Origin of the sequence: Streptomyces aurantiaciflavus (assembly GCF_049808595.1) — a bacterium.
Classification (GTDB): domain Bacteria; phylum Actinomycetota; class Actinomycetes; order Streptomycetales; family Streptomycetaceae; genus Streptomyces.
On sequence record NZ_JBNCAQ010000010.1, the window covers coordinates 130837 to 145860 of the forward strand.

The window sequence follows — 15024 nt, forward strand, 5'->3', positions numbered from 1 at the left end:
GCTGATCTTCAGCCGCTGTCGGGGCAGGTGTCGGCCCGCCTTAATCGGCGCGCCCGCGGTTCGCCGGGCCACGTACTCTCTTCTGTTGTGCCGAACGCCAACGAAGACAACCTCAGTGCCCTGAGCCAGGTGCAGCACCGCGCGGTGAGCGAACTCCTGCGGGTCGCCCCTGTCGCCGACGACCTCGCCCGCCGCTTCCAGGAGGCCGGGTTCTCCCTCGCCCTGGTCGGCGGCTCGGTCCGGGACGCGCTGCTCGGCCGGCTCGGCAACGACCTCGACTTCACGACGGACGCCCGCCCCGAGGACGTCCTGAAGATCATCCGGCCCTGGGCGGACGCCGTGTGGGAGGTCGGGATCGCCTTCGGCACCGTCGGAGCGCAGAAGGATGCCCGCGTCGGCGACGTCGACAGGTGCTTTCAGATCGAGGTGACGACCTACCGGTCGGAGGCCTACGACCGGACCTCGCGCAAGCCTGAGGTGTCGTACGGCGACTCCATCGAGCAGGACCTCGTCCGGCGTGACTTCACCGTGAACGCGATGGCCGTGGCGCTCCCGGAGAAGGAGTTCATCGACCCGCACGGTGGCCTCGAGGACCTCGCGGCGCGGGTGCTGCGGACCCCGGGCACGCCCGAGGAGTCCTTCTCGGACGACCCGCTGCGGATGATGCGCGCCGCCCGCTTCGCCGCCCAGCTCGACTTCGAGGTCGCCCCCGAGGTCGTCACAGCGATGACGGAGATGGCCGGCCGCCTGGAGATCGTCTCCGCCGAGCGGATCCGGGACGAGCTGAACAAGCTGCTCCTGTCCGCTCACCCGCGCAAGGGCCTGACGCTGCTCGTCGAGACCGGCCTCGCCCAGCATGTCCTGCCGGAGCTGCCCGCCCTGCGGCTGGAGAGTGACGAGCACCACCGGCACAAGGACGTCTACGAGCACACGCTGATCGTTCTGGAGCAGGCGATCGCGCTGGAGGAGAACGGCCCCGATCTCACGCTCCGCCTGGCCGCGCTGCTGCATGACATCGGCAAGCCGCGGACCCGCCGCTTCGAGAAGGACGGCCGGGTCTCGTTCCACCACCACGAAGTGGTCGGCGCGAAGATGACGAAGAAGCGCATGACGGCGTTGAAGTACTCCAACGAGCTGGTGAAGGACGTCTCACGGCTGGTCGAACTCCACCTGCGCTTCCATGGGTACGGCACCGGCGAATGGACCGACTCCGCCGTTCGCCGCTATGTGCGGGACGCGGGACCGCTCCTTGAGCGGCTGCACAAGCTGACCCGGTCGGACTGCACGACGCGGAACAAGCGCAAGGCGGCCGCGCTCTCGCGCGCGTACGACGGGCTGGAGACGCGCATCGCTCAGCTGAAGGAGCAGGAGGAGCTGGACGCGATCCGTCCCGACCTCGACGGCAACCAGATCATGGAGATCCTGGGTGTCGGCCCCGGCCCCGTCATCGGCAAGGCGTACAAGCATTTGCTGGAGCTGCGGCTGGAGAACGGGCCGATGGCGTACGACGTGGCGGTGGCGGCGCTCAAGGAGTGGTGGGCCGAGCAGAGCTGAGGCCGTGAAACGCGGGGCATGTTTCACGTGAAACATGCCCCGTTCGCATACGCCGAGGGGCGATGTTTCACGTGAAACACCGCCCCTCGAAGCAGTTGGGTCAGATCAGACGTCCTTGAGGCACAGCAGGAACTCGTCGCCGTCGCCCGTCTCGGCGTAGTAGCTGGTGGCTCCGCTGACCTTGCGGCACTCGGTCTCGGCGGTGAGCTCCGTGTAGTGGCCCTTGACCTTCTTGAGGACCTTGACCTCGGCGCCGGACGAGGAGCAGTCCACGACCTCCAGGACGTCGTCGGAAGCCGACGACGACGGGGACTTCAGGCAGTCGCCCACCTCGGCCCGCTTGGCGTCGTCCTGGCTGGTTATGTAACCGACGATGGCCATGACGGCGACGGCCACGACGAGCAGGATGTTCTTGATCGTCTTGAAGCTGACCTTGCGGCGCGGCTGCTGCGGCGGTACCGGAGCGTACGGAGCCGCCCCCTGCGGGGGAAAGCCCGGCTGGCCAGGCTGCTGCGGGTAACCGCCCTGGGGCGGGTACGGGACCTGGGCCTGGGGCTGGCCGTAGGGCTGCTGACCCTGGGCGAACGGGTTCTGGCCCTGGGGCGGCGGAGTAGTCACTTGGGGGTCCCCCTAGAAGAGCATGCGTGAGTGCGCGCATAAGGAGCGCGTAAGACCCAGGTAAGTTATCGGTCCCCACTGACAAGCCTGTAGCCAGGAGTGACTCTGTGTCCTTGATGTGACACTTATCGGCGCTCGAATCGGGCCATAGCCGTAGCAATCACCGCGTAGATCACGGCGACCGTGATCACCAGGGCCGCGGAACGACCGTCAGGCGGCAGCATCAGGGCGGCGACCGCCGCGGCGCCGACGAAGGCGATGTTGAAGAGCACGTCGTAGACGGAGAAGATCCGGCCGCGGAAGCCGTCGTCGACCGAGGACTGCACGATCGTGTCCGTGGCGATCTTCGCCCCTTGAGTGGTCAGACCGAGGACGAACGTCGCGACCAGCAGAGGAGCGGCGGCGAACGGCAGGCCGAGGGCGGGCTCCAGTACGGCGGCGGCCGCGGCACACACGACGATCCAGCGGCCGGGCCCGAGCCGTCCCACCGCCCACGGTGTCACGACGGCCGCGGTGAAGAAACCGGCGCTGGAGATGCCCAACGCCAGCCCCAGCAGGGCGAGTCCGTCGCCGGGGTCGGAGGTCAGGGCGTATCGGCACAGCATCAGCAGCATGACCAGCAGGGCGCCGTAGCAGAACCGCATCAGCGTCATCGCGCCGAGCGCCCAGGCGGCCTCGCGGCGCGCCGGCTCGGCGAGATGCCGTACGCCCGCCACCAGGTCGCGGGCGGTGCCCGTGAGCGCTGTCATGAGCCGGGGCTGCACCATCACCTCGTCGGGTCCCAGCAGTTCCCGCGCCATGCGCAGTGACGCGAGCGCCCCGCAGAGGTACAGGGTGGCGCCCAGCACGACGACGGTCGCGTCGGAGTCCGCGCCCACCAGCCGTACGGCGAAGGCGAGGCCGCCGCCCGCGGCCGCGGCCAGTGTTCCGGCGGTCGGAGAGAGGGAGTTGGCCATCACCAGCCGCTCGGCGTCGACCACGCGTGGCAGAGCGGCGGAGAGGCCCGCGAGGACGAAGCGGTTGACCGCAGTGACGCACAGCGCGGAGACGTAGAAGAGCCAGTCGGGGACGTGGCTGATCATCAGGACGGCCGTCGCCGACGCCAGCAGGGCGCGCAGCAGGTTGCCGTAGAGGAAGACCTGACGGCGGCGCCAGCGGTCCAGCAGGACGCCGGCGAAGGGGCCGACCAGGGAGTAGGGCAGCAGCAGGACCGTCATCGCGGAGGCGATCGCGGCGGCAGAGGTCTGTCTCTCCGGGGAGAAGACGACGTACGTGGCGAGCGCGACCTGGTAGACGCCGTCGGCGCACTGCGAGAGCAGCCGTACGGCGAGCAGGCGCCGGAAGTTGCCGAAGCGCAGCAGGACGCGCAGATCGCGGACGACGGGCATGAGGCACAGCCTCACATACGGAGAGAACCCCCGGGTCATGCGACCCGGGGGCCCTCTTCAGCCCTGGCAGGAGCGACTCAGCGACGAGCTCTAGCGCTCGACCTCACCCTTGATGAACTTCTCGACGTTCTCGCGGGCCTCGTCGTCGAAGTACTGGACCGGCGGGGACTTCATGAAGTAGCTCGACGCCGACAGGATCGGGCCGCCGATGCCGCGGTCCTTGGCGATCTTCGCGGCGCGCAGGGCGTCGATGATGACACCTGCGGAGTTCGGGGAGTCCCAGACCTCGAGCTTGTACTCCAGGTTCAGCGGAACGTCACCGAAGGCGCGGCCCTCGAGGCGGACGTACGCCCACTTGCGGTCGTCGAGCCAGGCCACGTAGTCGGACGGGCCGATGTGGACGTTCTTCTCGCCGAGGTCCCGGTCGGGGATCTGGGAGGTGACGGCCTGCGTCTTGGAGATCTTCTTGGACTCCAGGCGCTCGCGCTCGAGCATGTTCTTGAAGTCCATGTTGCCGCCGACGTTCAGCTGCATGGTGCGGTCCAGGATGACACCGCGGTCCTCGAACAGCTTGGCCATGACGCGGTGCGTGATGGTGGCGCCGACCTGGGACTTGATGTCGTCACCGACGATCGGGACGCCCGCCTCGGTGAACTTGTCCGCCCACTCCTTGGTGCCGGCGATGAAGACCGGGAGGGCGTTGACGAACGCGACCTTGGCGTCGATGGCGCACTGGGCGTAGAACTTCGCCGCGTCCTCGGAGCCGACGGGCAGGTAGCAGACGAGGACGTCGACCTGCCGGTCCTTGAGGATCTGGACGACGTCGACCGGCTCCTCGGCGGACTCCTCGATGGTCTGGCGGTAGTACTTGCCGAGGCCGTCGAGGGTGTGGCCGCGCTGGACCGTGACACCGGTGGTGGGCACGTCGCAGATCTTGATGGTGTTGTTCTCGGACGCGCCGATGGCGTCCGCCAGGTCGAGGCCGACCTTCTTCGCGTCCACGTCGAACGCGGCGACGAACTCGACGTCACGGACGTGGTAGTCGCCGAACTGCACGTGCATCAGGCCCGGGACCTTGGACGCCGGGTCGGCGTCCTTGTAGTACTCCACGCCCTGTACCAGCGATGCGGCGCAGTTGCCCACGCCGACGATGGCTACGCGAACCGAACCCATTCCGGTTGCTCCCTGTGTGTACGAGTGAGGCCCTGAATGGGCGCTCACGTGGCGGTGTCGTCGGGCGTATCCGTCCCGGGAGTGTCCCCGGGACGGGGCAGGCCGCCCGTCGCTCCAGATGTGGTGTCCTGCTGAGCGGGCCCCCCGGACGCGGAACCCCTCAGGTCCCGTCCGGCCCGCTCGCTCTCGATGAGCTCGTTCAGCCAGCGCACTTCGCGCTCCACGGACTCCATCCCGTGGCGCTGGAGCTCAAGCGTGTAGTCGTCGAGGCGCTCCCGGGTGCGCGCCAGGGAGGCGCGCATCTTCTCCAGGCGCTCCTCCAGCCGGCTGCGGCGGCCTTCGAGGACTCGCATACGGACGTCGCGCGAGGTCTGCCCGAAGAAGGCGAAACGAGCGGCGAAGTGCTCGTCCTCGTACGCGTCGGGCCCCGTCTGCGAGAGCAGGTCCTCGAAGTGCTCCTTACCTTCCGCCGTCAGCCGATAGACGATCTTGGCGCGGCGGCCCGTGAGGGGAGCGGTGAGGGCTTCCTCCGGACTGTTCCCCGCTTCTTCGATCAACCAGCCGTTGGCGACCAGCGTCTTGAGGCAGGGGTAGAGCGTCCCGTAGCTGAACGCACGGAACACACCCAGTGACGTATTGAGTCGTTTGCGCAGCTCATAGCCGTGCATCGGGGACTCGCGGAGCAGGCCGAGTACGGCGAACTCGAGGATCCCGGAACGCCGGCTCATAGGTCGCCTCCTCTCTGCCACGACCCGTGGTGGCGGGTGCCCTGACGGTTTTATGTCGCGCTGATGTATCGACTCGATACATCACGACGATAGAACGGCCTTCCGGACGGAACAAGGGCGGGGTGGGTGAACGGGATCACATCACCGATTCATCACAAGCGAGTTGTCCGGTTTGAGGTGAACTTGGGGGCTCGATGGGTTTTGGCGGTGCGTAGTCTGTGCGCCATGCAGACCACCGGGACTCGCGTGACGCCGGGGGGCGTCGAGGCCCTCGGTGCCGTACGGGTGAATGCGCGACCGACCGCATCCGTACTTCGGGGGGACAGGGAACCAGCCGCCGTTTCCAGGCGCGCACGGATGCGCCTGCCCGAGGAGTAGTCGTTCGATGAGCGAGCACCGTCGCAAACCGCCGCAGCCGCAGGGAGGCGGACGTGCCGCGGCCCGGCGCGGCCAGTCCGGCTCGTCCTCCGGCCGCCGTGCGGCACCGCGAGGCGCCACCGGGTCTCCTTCCGACTCGTACGGGTCGGGTTTCTACGGGTTGGGAAGCGAGGAGCGGTCGCCCGGCGGCCGCGCCGAGGCCCGGCGTGCGGCACAGGGCGGCCGGCGCAGAGCGGCCGAACCCACGGGTGGCCGCCGCGGCGGCTCGTCAGGTCCCCCCGGCCGGGGCAGAGGGCGTCCCGCACCCGGCAGCAAGCGCCTGATCGACTATCCGCGCGCCCACAAGTTCGGCTGGCGCCGCTGGGTGCCCTCGTGGAAGCTCGTCACCGGCCTGTTCGTCGGCTTCGTCGGCAGCCTTGTCGCGGTGGCGGGGATCGGGTACGCCATGGTGGGCATCCCGAAGGTCGACGAGACCGCCGAGGCGCAGAACAACGTCTACTACTGGAAGGACGGCAGCCAGATGGTTGCCTCCGGTGGTGAGACGAACCGTCAGATCATCCCTCTGGCAGAGATCCCCGAGGCGATGCGCTATGCGGTGATCTCGCAGGAGAACAAGACCTTCTACCAGGACAGCGGCATCGACCCCAAGGGCATCGCGCGCGCCGTCTTCAACATGGCGAGGGGCGGCCAGACACAGGGTGGCTCGACCATCACCCAGCAGTACGTCAAGAACGCCATGCTGAACGACCAGTCGCAGACGATCTCCCGTAAGTTCAAGGAGATCTTCGTCGCGATCAAGGTGGGGGCCGAGGAGGACAAGGACGACATCATCGCCGGCTACCTGAACTCCTCGTACTACGGGCGCAACGCCTACGGGATTCAGGCCGCCGCCCGCGCGTACTTCGACAAGGACGCCATCAAACTCAACCCGGGCGAGTGCGCGTTCCTGGCCGCCATGCTGAAGGGCGCCACGTACTACGACCCCGCGGGTGCCACCTCCATCGACACCTCTGCCACGCCGCAGGCCAACCAGAGGCGAGCGTTCCGCCAGATGCAGGACACGCTCAACAAGATGGTCGAGTACAACCACCTGGACCCTGTGGAGCGGGCCAAGTACACCAAGCTCCCCGCCTGGAAGAACCCGCGCTCCAACACCCAGCTGAGCGGCCAGATCGGCTACCTCGTCGACCTCGCCAACAGCTACGTGATCACCCACAGCAAGGAAACCGGGATCACTGAGGACAAGCTGCGGCGGGGTGGCTACTCGATCTACACGACCTTCGACAAGAACAAGGTCAAGGAGCTCGAGACCGCGGTCACGAAGGTCCGGAAGGCCAACATCAAGCCGAAGGAGCGCCCCAAGACGGACACGCACGTCCAGTTCGGCGGCGCGTCCGTGAATCCGGCGACCGGCGCCATCGAGGCGATCTACGGCGGCGAGGACGCGACCAAGCACTTCACCAACAACGCCGACCAGACCGGTGCCCAGGTCGGCTCGACGTTCAAGCCGTTCGTCCTCGCGGCCGCGATGACCTGGGGCGTTCGCAACCCCGAGCTGGGCTCGTCGCAGGCCCAGGACGAGCGGACCATCGTCTCCCCCAAGAGCCTGTTCAGCGGCAAGAACAAGCTGAAGATCAAGGACTACGACGGGTCGATCTGGAAGAACGAGAAGGGTGAGGAGTGGCTGCAGACCAATGACGGCCAGGCCTCCTACGGCAGTCCGCCCAAGTTCAAGATCGATCTGCGGGAGGCGATGCGCGAGTCGGTGAACTCCGCCTTCGTGCAGCTCGGTATGGACGTCGGCCTGGACAAGGTGAAGGAGGCCGCCGTCAGCGCCGGGGTGAAGGAGGGCACTCTCGCCGGTACCACCTTCCCGTCGTTCTCGATCGGCATCTCCGACCCGAGCGCGATCCGCATGGCGGGTGCGTACGCCACCTTCGCGGCCAGTGGCAAGCAGCGGGACCCGTACTCCGTCGAGAGGGTCACGAGCAAGGACGGCGAGATCTACAAGCACAAGGCGGACACGAGGCAGGCGTTCACCTCGAAGGTCGCCGACAACGTCACGGACGTGCTGAAGACCGTGGTCGAGAAGGGCACCGGTACCGCGGCTCAGCTGGACGGCCGTGAGGTGGCCGGCAAGACCGGTACCACCGACGGCAACAAGTCGGCCTGGTTCGTCGGCTACACCCCGCAGCTGTCGACCGCGATCAGCATGTTCCGCTACCCGGACGACGAGACGCTGAAGAACCGCACGTTCCTCGAGATGTTCGGCACGGGTGGCCAGGAGAAGATCCACGGCGCCTCGTTCCCTGCGGAGATCTGGCACGACTACATGGACGAGGCCATGAAGGATCTGCCGGTCGAGAGGTTCCCGGCCCCTGAGCCCATCGGTAAGGTGCTCAACGAGGACCCGGCCCCCACCCCGACCCCCTCGGCCTCCGAGACCGAGGAGTCGAGCCCCTCGCCGTCCCCGAGCCCCAGCGAGACGGAGCCCGAGCCGTCGCCCTCCCCGAGTGAGACGTGCACCAACTTCTTCGACTGCGGCGACACCACGGGCGGCGCGAACAGCGGAGGCACGGACGGCGGTACGGGCGAGATCAGTCCGTCGCCGACGCCCACAGAGACGGACGGCAACAGCAGAGGCAACAGCAACGGCAACGGCGGAGGCTTCTTCGGAGGCGGGACCGGTTAGCCGTCTCCTCGCCCGACACGGGTGTTTCACGTGAAACATGCGCATGTTTCACGTGAAACGAGGGTCGTCCCACCACACCTGGTGGGGCGGCCCTCGGTGTTTTCCTAGGTCCGTACGGCAGGATGAGGCCCATGCCCAGTGCAGAATCGACGCCAGAGCGCCTACACGAGCCGGATCCGGTACGGCCCACCAGGGAGGACGAGGTCGCCGCCGCCGGCAGTGAGCTGATCGGCGGTCCCCTTGGACGGCGGGCCCTGACCGGGACCTCCTGGCTGACTCCCGTACGGGTCATCGTGCTGGTGGCGATCGGGATGTTCGCCCTCGGACTGGTCCAGAAGGCGCCCTGCTACAACGGTGCCTGGTTCTTCGGCGCCAGCTCCCAGTACACGCATGCCTGCTACTCGGACATCCCGCACCTCTATCAGGGGCGCGGATTCGCCGACGGGCTCGTGCCGTACTTCGACAAGCTCTCCGGTGACATGGAGTACCTCGAATATCCGGTGCTCACCGGCGTGTTCATGGAGGTCGCCAGCTGGCTGACACCGGGCAGCGGCAGCATCCAGGACCAGGAGCAGTGGTACTGGATGGTCAACGCCGGGATGCTGATGGCGTGCGCGGCCGTCATCGCCGTCTGCGTGACCCGCACGCACGCCCGGCGCCCCTGGGACGGCCTGCTGGTCGCCCTGGCGCCCGCCTTCGCGCTGACGGCCACCATCAACTGGGACCTGCTGGCGGTCGCTCTGACGGCCGCGGCGATGCTGATGTGGTCGCGGGGCCGGCCGCTCGCCTTCGGAGTCCTCCTGGGGCTCGCCACGGCCGCCAAGCTCTACCCCGTCTTCCTGCTCGGGCCGCTCTTCGTGCTGTGCTGGCGGGCCGGGAAGTGGCGGCCCTTCGCCATCGCCGTGGGCGGCGCCCTCACCGCCTGGCTGGTGGTCAACCTGCCGGTGATGCTCTTCGCCTTCGAGGGCTGGTCGAAGTTCTACACGTTCAGCCAGGAACGGGGCGTCGACTTCGGCTCCTTCTGGCTGATCCTCGCCCAGAACTCCAGCGATCCCCTCACCACCGACAGCGTCAACACCCTGGCCACGCTCCTGGTGGTGCTGTGCTTCATGGGCATCGCGGGGCTGACGCTCACCGCTCCGCGCCGCCCCCGCTTCGCCCAACTCGCCTTCCTGATGGTGGCGGCCTTCATCCTCACCAACAAGGTCTACTCGCCGCAGTACGTCCTGTGGCTGGTCCCGCTGGCGGTGCTGGCCCGGCCGAAGTGGCGTGACTTCCTGATCTGGCAGGCGAGCGAGGTGGCGTACTTCCTGGGCATCTGGATGTACCTCGCGTACACCACCAGCGGAGACGCCCACAAAGGCCTGCCGACCGACGGCTATCACTGGGCCATCGGCGTCCACCTGCTGGGCACGCTGTATCTGTGCGTCATGGTCGTCCGGGACATCCTGATGCCGGAACGGGACGTGGTGCGGCAGGCCGGCGACGACGACCCCTCAGGAGGCGTGCTCGACGGCGCGGAGGACGTCTTCGTCCTCGGCGCGGCGGCCCGTCCCCCGCAGGACGAGACCCACTTCGACGGGCCGCAGGTGGAGTGGGGCAAGCAAGGCGCGACCGACGGTTCGTTCTGAGCGAACAGGCTCTGCCCGGCCGTACGAAAGGCCGTACACGGAAGTCCCGTGTACGGCCTTCGCGCGTTGCCGTCGTGCTCGGATCCCCGCCTGCTCAGCGGTCCACGATCCGGTCGAACTGCGTGGTGGTGTGCCGCAGATGGGCCACCAGCTCGTCGCCGACCGTCGGCTCCGGGGCGTCCGAGGGCACGAACAGGATGGACACCTGCATGTGCGGCGGTTCGGCGAACCAGCGCTGCTTGCCGCCCCAGACGAACGGCGAGAGGTTGCGGTTCACCGTGGCGAGCCCGGCCCGGGCGACGCCCTTGGCACGCGGCATGACGCCGTGCAGGGCCTTGGGGGCCTCCAGGCCCACCCCGTGCGACGTTCCTCCCGCCACGACCACCAGGAAGCCGTCCGAGGCGGCCTTCTGCTGCCGGTAGCCGAACCGGTCGCCCTTGGCGACACGCGTGACGTCCAGGACGGCTCCGCGGTACTCGGTGGCCTCGTGGTCGCCCAGCCACAGCCGCGTGCCGATACGGGCGCGGAAACGGGTCTGCGGGAACTGCTGCTGCAGCCGGGCGAGTTCCTCGGCCTTGAGGTGGCTGACGAACATCGTGTGCAGCGGCAGCCGGGCCGCGCGCAGCCGGTCCATCCAGCCGATGACCTCCTCGACGGCGTCGGAGCCGTCGGTGCGGTCCAGCGGCAGGTGGATGGCGAAGCCCTCCAGCCGGACGTTCTCGATGGCGGCGTGCAGCTGCGGCAGGTCCTGCTCGCTGATGCCGTGCCGCTTCATCGAGGACATCACCTCGATCACCACGCGGGCGCCCACGAGGCCGTACACGCCGTCGACCGACGACACCGAGCGAACGACCCGGTCGGGCAGCGGCACGGGCTCCTCGCCGCGCCGGTACGGCGTCAGCACCAGCAGGTCACCGCCGAAGAAGTCCTTGATGCGCGCGGCCTCGTACGTGGTGCCGACGGCGAGGATGTCCGAGCCCAGCCGGGTGGCCTCCTCCGCCAGCCGTTCGTGCCCGAAGCCGTAGCCGTTGCCCTTGCAGACCGGGACGAGCCCGGGGAACTGCTCCTGCACGTGCTTGTGGTGCGCCCGCCAGCGCGCGGTGTCGACGTAGAGCGTGAGCGCCATGGCCGGACCTGGAACCTTTCTCGTGGCTGGGTGTGTCAGAGGGAGGGGAGCTGGTGACCTTGTCGAAGCGGCGAACGCGAGCTCAGCGGCGCGACATGTAGATGTCGAGCGCCTTGTGGAGCAGCTTGTTCAGCGGGAAGTCCCACTCGCCGAGGTACTCGGCGGCCTGCCCGCCGGTGCCGACCTTGAACTGGATCAGACCGAACAGGTGGTCCGACTCGTCCAGCGAGTCGGAGATGCCGCGCAGGTCGTAGACGGTGGCTCCGAGCGCGTAGGCGTCGCGCAGCATCCGCCACTGCATCGCGTTCGAGGGGCGGAACTCCCGGCCGATGTTGTCGGAGGCGCCGTAGGAGTACCAGACGTGCCCGCCGACGATCAGCATCGTCGCCGCCGACAGGTTCACGCCGTTGTGGCGGGCGAAGTACAGCCGCATGCGGTTGGGGTCCTCGGTGTTGAGGGCCGTCCACATGCGCTGGAAGTACGACAGCGGCCGCGGCCGGAAGTGGTCGCGCACGGCCGTGATCTCGTACAGCCGCTGCCACTCCTCGAGGTCGTGATAGCCGCCCTGGACGACCTCGACGCCGGCCTTCTCGGCCTTCTTGATGTTGCGGCGCCACAGCTGGTTGAAGTTCTTGTGGACCTCTTCAAGGGAACGGTTCGCCAGCGGCACCTGGTAGACGTAACGCGGCTGGACGTCGCCGAAGCCGGCGCCGCCGTCCTCGCCCTGCTGCCAGCCCATGCGGCGCAGCTTGTCGGCCACCTCGAAGGCGCGCGGCTCGATGAAGTCGGCCTCGATGTCGCGCAGTCGCTTCACGTCCGGGTTCTGGATGCCGGCCTTGATGGAGCCGGCCTCCCAGCGCCGGATGATCACCGGCGGGCCCATCTTCACGGAGAACGCGCCCTGTTGCTTGAGGTGCGCGAGCATCGGTTCCAGCCAGTCGGTCAGATTTGGCGCATACCAGTTGATGACCGGGCCCTCGGGCAGATAGGCCAAGTACCGCTTGATCTTGGGGAGCTGACGGTAGAGAACCAGGCCGACACCGACGAGCTCGCCGGTCCTGCCGTCGAACCAGCCGAGGTTCTCCGAACGCCACTCCGCCTTGACGTCTGCCCAGGCCGGAACCTGCATGTGGCTCGCCGACGGCAGGCTCTGGATGTATGCCAGATGCTGCTCGCGACTGATCGTCCTCAGGGTCAGGCTCATTCGGGGCGCTCCTCGGGCTGGTGTGTCCCCATGGGTACAGGGGCTCCGGCTCTCGCGCCGAAGCCTACTGCGCCTTGCGGGCAGCCCGACTGGACGTACGGCTGCTTCGCCCCGGCCCATGGACGGCCGGAGCGGTCCGCCGGGGCTCAGCAGCCTCTACGCGTGTTGGTCGTGGACGGTGTCCGGGGTGCCGGATCGCCGTCGGTCAGGTCACCAGAGTCCGCCGAAGAGGCCGCCGTGCGCCATGCCGAGGAAGAAGCCGACGCCGGAGGCACCGAGGCCCAGGATAAGACCGAAGCGCTCCCGGGTGGTCTCGGAGATCCACTGTCCGTACGCGCCGGTTCCGATCCCCACCAGACCGGTCCAGGAACTGATCAGATGCAGGTTGTCGAACTGCGCCGTCACGAACGACGCCACACCGAGCACCAGGGTCACCGCGAGCAGGGTGTCCTGGACTGGGTGGGACTTTCCGTCCGTGGCGAAGAGGGAGCCGATTCCGGTGTTGGGTCGCAATGCCTGTGCCATAGGGCACCTCCTGCGGAAGGCGGCGCATCGTAGCGCCATACACACCCGATGCGTACAGATTGGCGGTCCGGTCGGCCGGATTTCAACCGGAAGCCGGTATGCAGGTAGTCTGTATCTTCTGCACCGGTGTCTGCCCAGGCACAGCCAGGGACTTCGCCCAGCTCAGAGCGGGAACGTCGCAAGCCGACCCCCGATTGTCAGTGGCGGCCGATACCGTTGCGTACGCATCACAACCCTCCTGCCACGGATCGACCGTGGCCGCTGAGTCCAAAGGAGGTGGGTTCCACATGCGTCACTACGAGGTGATGGTCATCCTCGACCCCGATCTCGAGGAGCGCGCTGTCTCCCCGCTGATCGAGAACTTCCTCTCCGTCGTCCGTGAGGGCAACGGGAAGGTGGAGAAGGTCGACACCTGGGGCCGTCGTCGTCTCGCGTACGAGATCAAGAAGAAGCCCGAGGGCATCTACTCGGTCATCGACCTGCAGGCCGAGCCTGCGGTCGTCAAGGAGCTCGACCGCCAGATGAACCTGAACGAGTCGGTCCTCCGGACCAAGGTCCTCCGCCCCGAGACCCACTGAGCTCTCCCGCTCAGCTGATCTCGGGAATCTGAGTAGCAGCACAAGCAGCCAGCAGCAGCAAACCCGCCGAGAGGTTCCCCCATGGCAGGCGAGACCGTCATCACGGTCATCGGCAATCTTGTCGACGACCCCGAGCTGCGCTTCACCCCCTCCGGTGCGGCGGTCGCGAAGTTCCGTGTCGCTTCCACTCCCCGCACCTTCGACCGTCAGACGAACGAGTGGAAGGACGGCGAAAGCCTCTTCCTGACCTGCTCGGTCTGGCGCCAGGCGGCGGAGAACGTCGCCGAGTCGCTCCAGCGAGGCATGCGCGTCATCGTGCAGGGCCGGCTGAAGCAGCGGTCCTACGAGGACCGTGAGGGTGTCAAGCGCACGGTCTTCGAGCTGGACGTCGAGGAAGTCGGCCCCAGCCTGCGCAACGCCACGGCGAAGGTCACCAAGACCTCCGGCCGCGGTGGCCAGGGCGGTTACAGCGGTGGCGGCCAGGGTGGCGGCGGCTGGGGCGGCGGCTCCGGCGGCGGTCAGCAGGGCGGCGGCGCTCCTGCCGACGACCCGTGGGCGACCGGCGCTCCCGCCGGTGGCAACCAGGGCGGCGGCGGCTGGGGCGGCGGCTCCGGCGGCTCCGGCGGCGGTGGCGGCTACTCGGACGAGCCCCCCTTCTAAGGGCGGGTTCGTACCCCAACTTCTTGATCACACAGGAGAAACACCATGGCGAAGCCGCCTGTGCGCAAGCCGAAGAAGAAGGTCTGCGCTTTCTGCAAGGACAAGGTCACGTACGTGGACTACAAGGACACGAACATGCTGCGGAAGTTCATTTCCGACCGCGGCAAGATCCGTGCCCGCCGCGTGACCGGCAACTGCACGCAGCACCAGCGTGACGTCGCCACGGCCGTCAAGAACAGCCGTGAGATGGCGCTGCTGCCCTACACCTCCACCGCGCGATAAGGGAAGGGTGACCGACACATGAAGATCATCCTCACCCACGAGGTCTCCGGCCTCGGTGCCGCGGGCGACGTCGTCGACGTCAAGGACGGTTACGCTCGCAACTACCTGATCCCGCGGAAGTTCGCGATCCGCTGGACCAAGGGTGGCGAGAAGGACGTCGAGCAGATCCGTCGCGCTCGCAAGATCCACGAGATCCAGACCATCGAGCAGGCCAACCAGGTCAAGGCCCAGCTCGAGGGTGTGAAGGTCCGTCTGGCCGTCCGCTCCGGCGACGCCGGTCGTCTCTTCGGTTCCGTCACCCCGGCCGACATCGCCTCCGCGATCAAGGCTGCCGGTGGCCCCGAGGTCGACAAGCGTCGCATCGAGCTCGGTGCGCCGATCAAGACCCTGGGCGCTCACGAGACGTCCGTGCGTCTGCACCCCGAGGTTGCCGCCAAGGTCAACATCGAGGTCGTCGCGGCCTGATCGCTGCGCTCGGCTTGAAGAG

14 protein-coding genes are annotated in these 15024 nt (G+C 67.8%); 7 read left to right on the plus strand and 7 right to left on the minus strand.

The annotated features are described in order from the left end of the window. Positions 1-87 precede the first annotated feature (87 nt). Positions 88-1554 (plus strand): CCA tRNA nucleotidyltransferase, encoded by a 1467-nt coding sequence (locus ACPT94_RS14070; protein WP_360347346.1) that lies wholly within the window; start codon positions 88-90, stop codon positions 1552-1554. 105 nt (positions 1555-1659) lie between these two features. Here ACPT94_RS14070 and ACPT94_RS14075 read toward each other — a convergent pair whose 3' ends face one another. The 4 genes from ACPT94_RS14075 to ACPT94_RS14090 all read right to left on the minus strand — a co-directional run bounded on the left by ACPT94_RS14075 (position 1660) and on the right by ACPT94_RS14090 (position 5461). Further along, on the minus strand, positions 1660-2172 hold the full coding sequence (locus ACPT94_RS14075; protein WP_360347348.1) for an LppU/SCO3897 family protein: 513 nt from the start codon (positions 2170-2172) through the stop codon (positions 1660-1662). A 125-nt stretch (positions 2173-2297) separates the two neighbouring features. Next, positions 2298-3560: an MFS transporter gene (locus tag ACPT94_RS14080; protein WP_425245950.1), complete on the minus strand. Its 1263-nt coding sequence runs from the start codon at positions 3558-3560 to the stop codon at positions 2298-2300. Positions 3561-3650: 90 nt separating this feature from the next. Beyond that, positions 3651-4733 (minus strand): inositol-3-phosphate synthase, encoded by a 1083-nt coding sequence (locus tag ACPT94_RS14085; RefSeq protein ID WP_360347352.1) that lies wholly within the window; start codon positions 4731-4733, stop codon positions 3651-3653. 44 nt (positions 4734-4777) lie between these two features. After that, positions 4778-5461 (minus strand): PadR family transcriptional regulator, encoded by a 684-nt coding sequence (locus tag ACPT94_RS14090; RefSeq protein WP_360347354.1) that lies wholly within the window; start codon positions 5459-5461, stop codon positions 4778-4780. Positions 5462-5846: 385 nt separating this feature from the next. On the opposite strand from ACPT94_RS14090, the gene ACPT94_RS14095 reads away from it, so the two are divergent. Further along, positions 5847-8531: a transglycosylase domain-containing protein gene (locus ACPT94_RS14095; RefSeq protein WP_425245951.1), complete on the plus strand. Its 2685-nt coding sequence runs from the start codon at positions 5847-5849 to the stop codon at positions 8529-8531. 131 nt (positions 8532-8662) lie between these two features. Then, positions 8663-10162, plus strand: coding sequence for a glycosyltransferase family 87 protein (locus ACPT94_RS14100; RefSeq protein ID WP_425245952.1), 1500 nt, complete (start codon positions 8663-8665; stop codon positions 10160-10162). 94 nt (positions 10163-10256) lie between these two features. On the opposite strand, the gene ACPT94_RS14105 is transcribed toward ACPT94_RS14100, so the two are convergent. The 3 genes from ACPT94_RS14105 to ACPT94_RS14115 all read right to left on the minus strand — a co-directional run bounded on the left by ACPT94_RS14105 (position 10257) and on the right by ACPT94_RS14115 (position 13017). Continuing rightward, positions 10257-11288 (minus strand): alanine racemase, encoded by a 1032-nt coding sequence (locus ACPT94_RS14105; RefSeq protein ID WP_360347360.1) that lies wholly within the window; start codon positions 11286-11288, stop codon positions 10257-10259. Between the two features lie 82 nt (positions 11289-11370). Next, positions 11371-12492 carry a peptidoglycan bridge formation glycyltransferase FemX gene (gene femX, locus ACPT94_RS14110; RefSeq protein ID WP_360347362.1) on the minus strand — a complete coding sequence of 374 codons (1122 nt, stop codon included), beginning with the start codon at positions 12490-12492 and terminating at the stop codon, positions 11371-11373. 210 nt (positions 12493-12702) lie between these two features. Then, a complete protein-coding gene (locus ACPT94_RS14115; RefSeq protein WP_360347364.1) occupies positions 12703-13017 on the minus strand; it encodes a hypothetical protein in 315 nt (104 codons plus the stop codon). 287 nt (positions 13018-13304) lie between these two features. On the opposite strand from ACPT94_RS14115, the gene rpsF reads away from it, so the two are divergent. From rpsF to rplI, 4 genes are all read left to right on the plus strand, one after another. Continuing rightward, positions 13305-13595, plus strand: coding sequence for a 30S ribosomal protein S6 (gene rpsF, locus ACPT94_RS14120; protein ID WP_004950685.1), 291 nt, complete (start codon positions 13305-13307; stop codon positions 13593-13595). 81 nt (positions 13596-13676) lie between these two features. After that, a complete protein-coding gene (locus ACPT94_RS14125) occupies positions 13677-14255 on the plus strand; it encodes a single-stranded DNA-binding protein (RefSeq protein WP_425245953.1) in 579 nt (192 codons plus the stop codon). Between the two features lie 45 nt (positions 14256-14300). Beyond that, the gene (gene rpsR / locus ACPT94_RS14130) at positions 14301-14537 is read left to right on the plus strand and encodes a 30S ribosomal protein S18 (RefSeq protein WP_003949403.1); all 237 of its coding nucleotides are present in this window, start codon (positions 14301-14303) and stop codon (positions 14535-14537) included. Between the two features lie 18 nt (positions 14538-14555). Further along, on the plus strand, positions 14556-15002 hold the full coding sequence (gene rplI, locus ACPT94_RS14135; RefSeq protein ID WP_171118437.1) for a 50S ribosomal protein L9: 447 nt from the start codon (positions 14556-14558) through the stop codon (positions 15000-15002). Positions 15003-15024 lie beyond the last annotated feature (22 nt).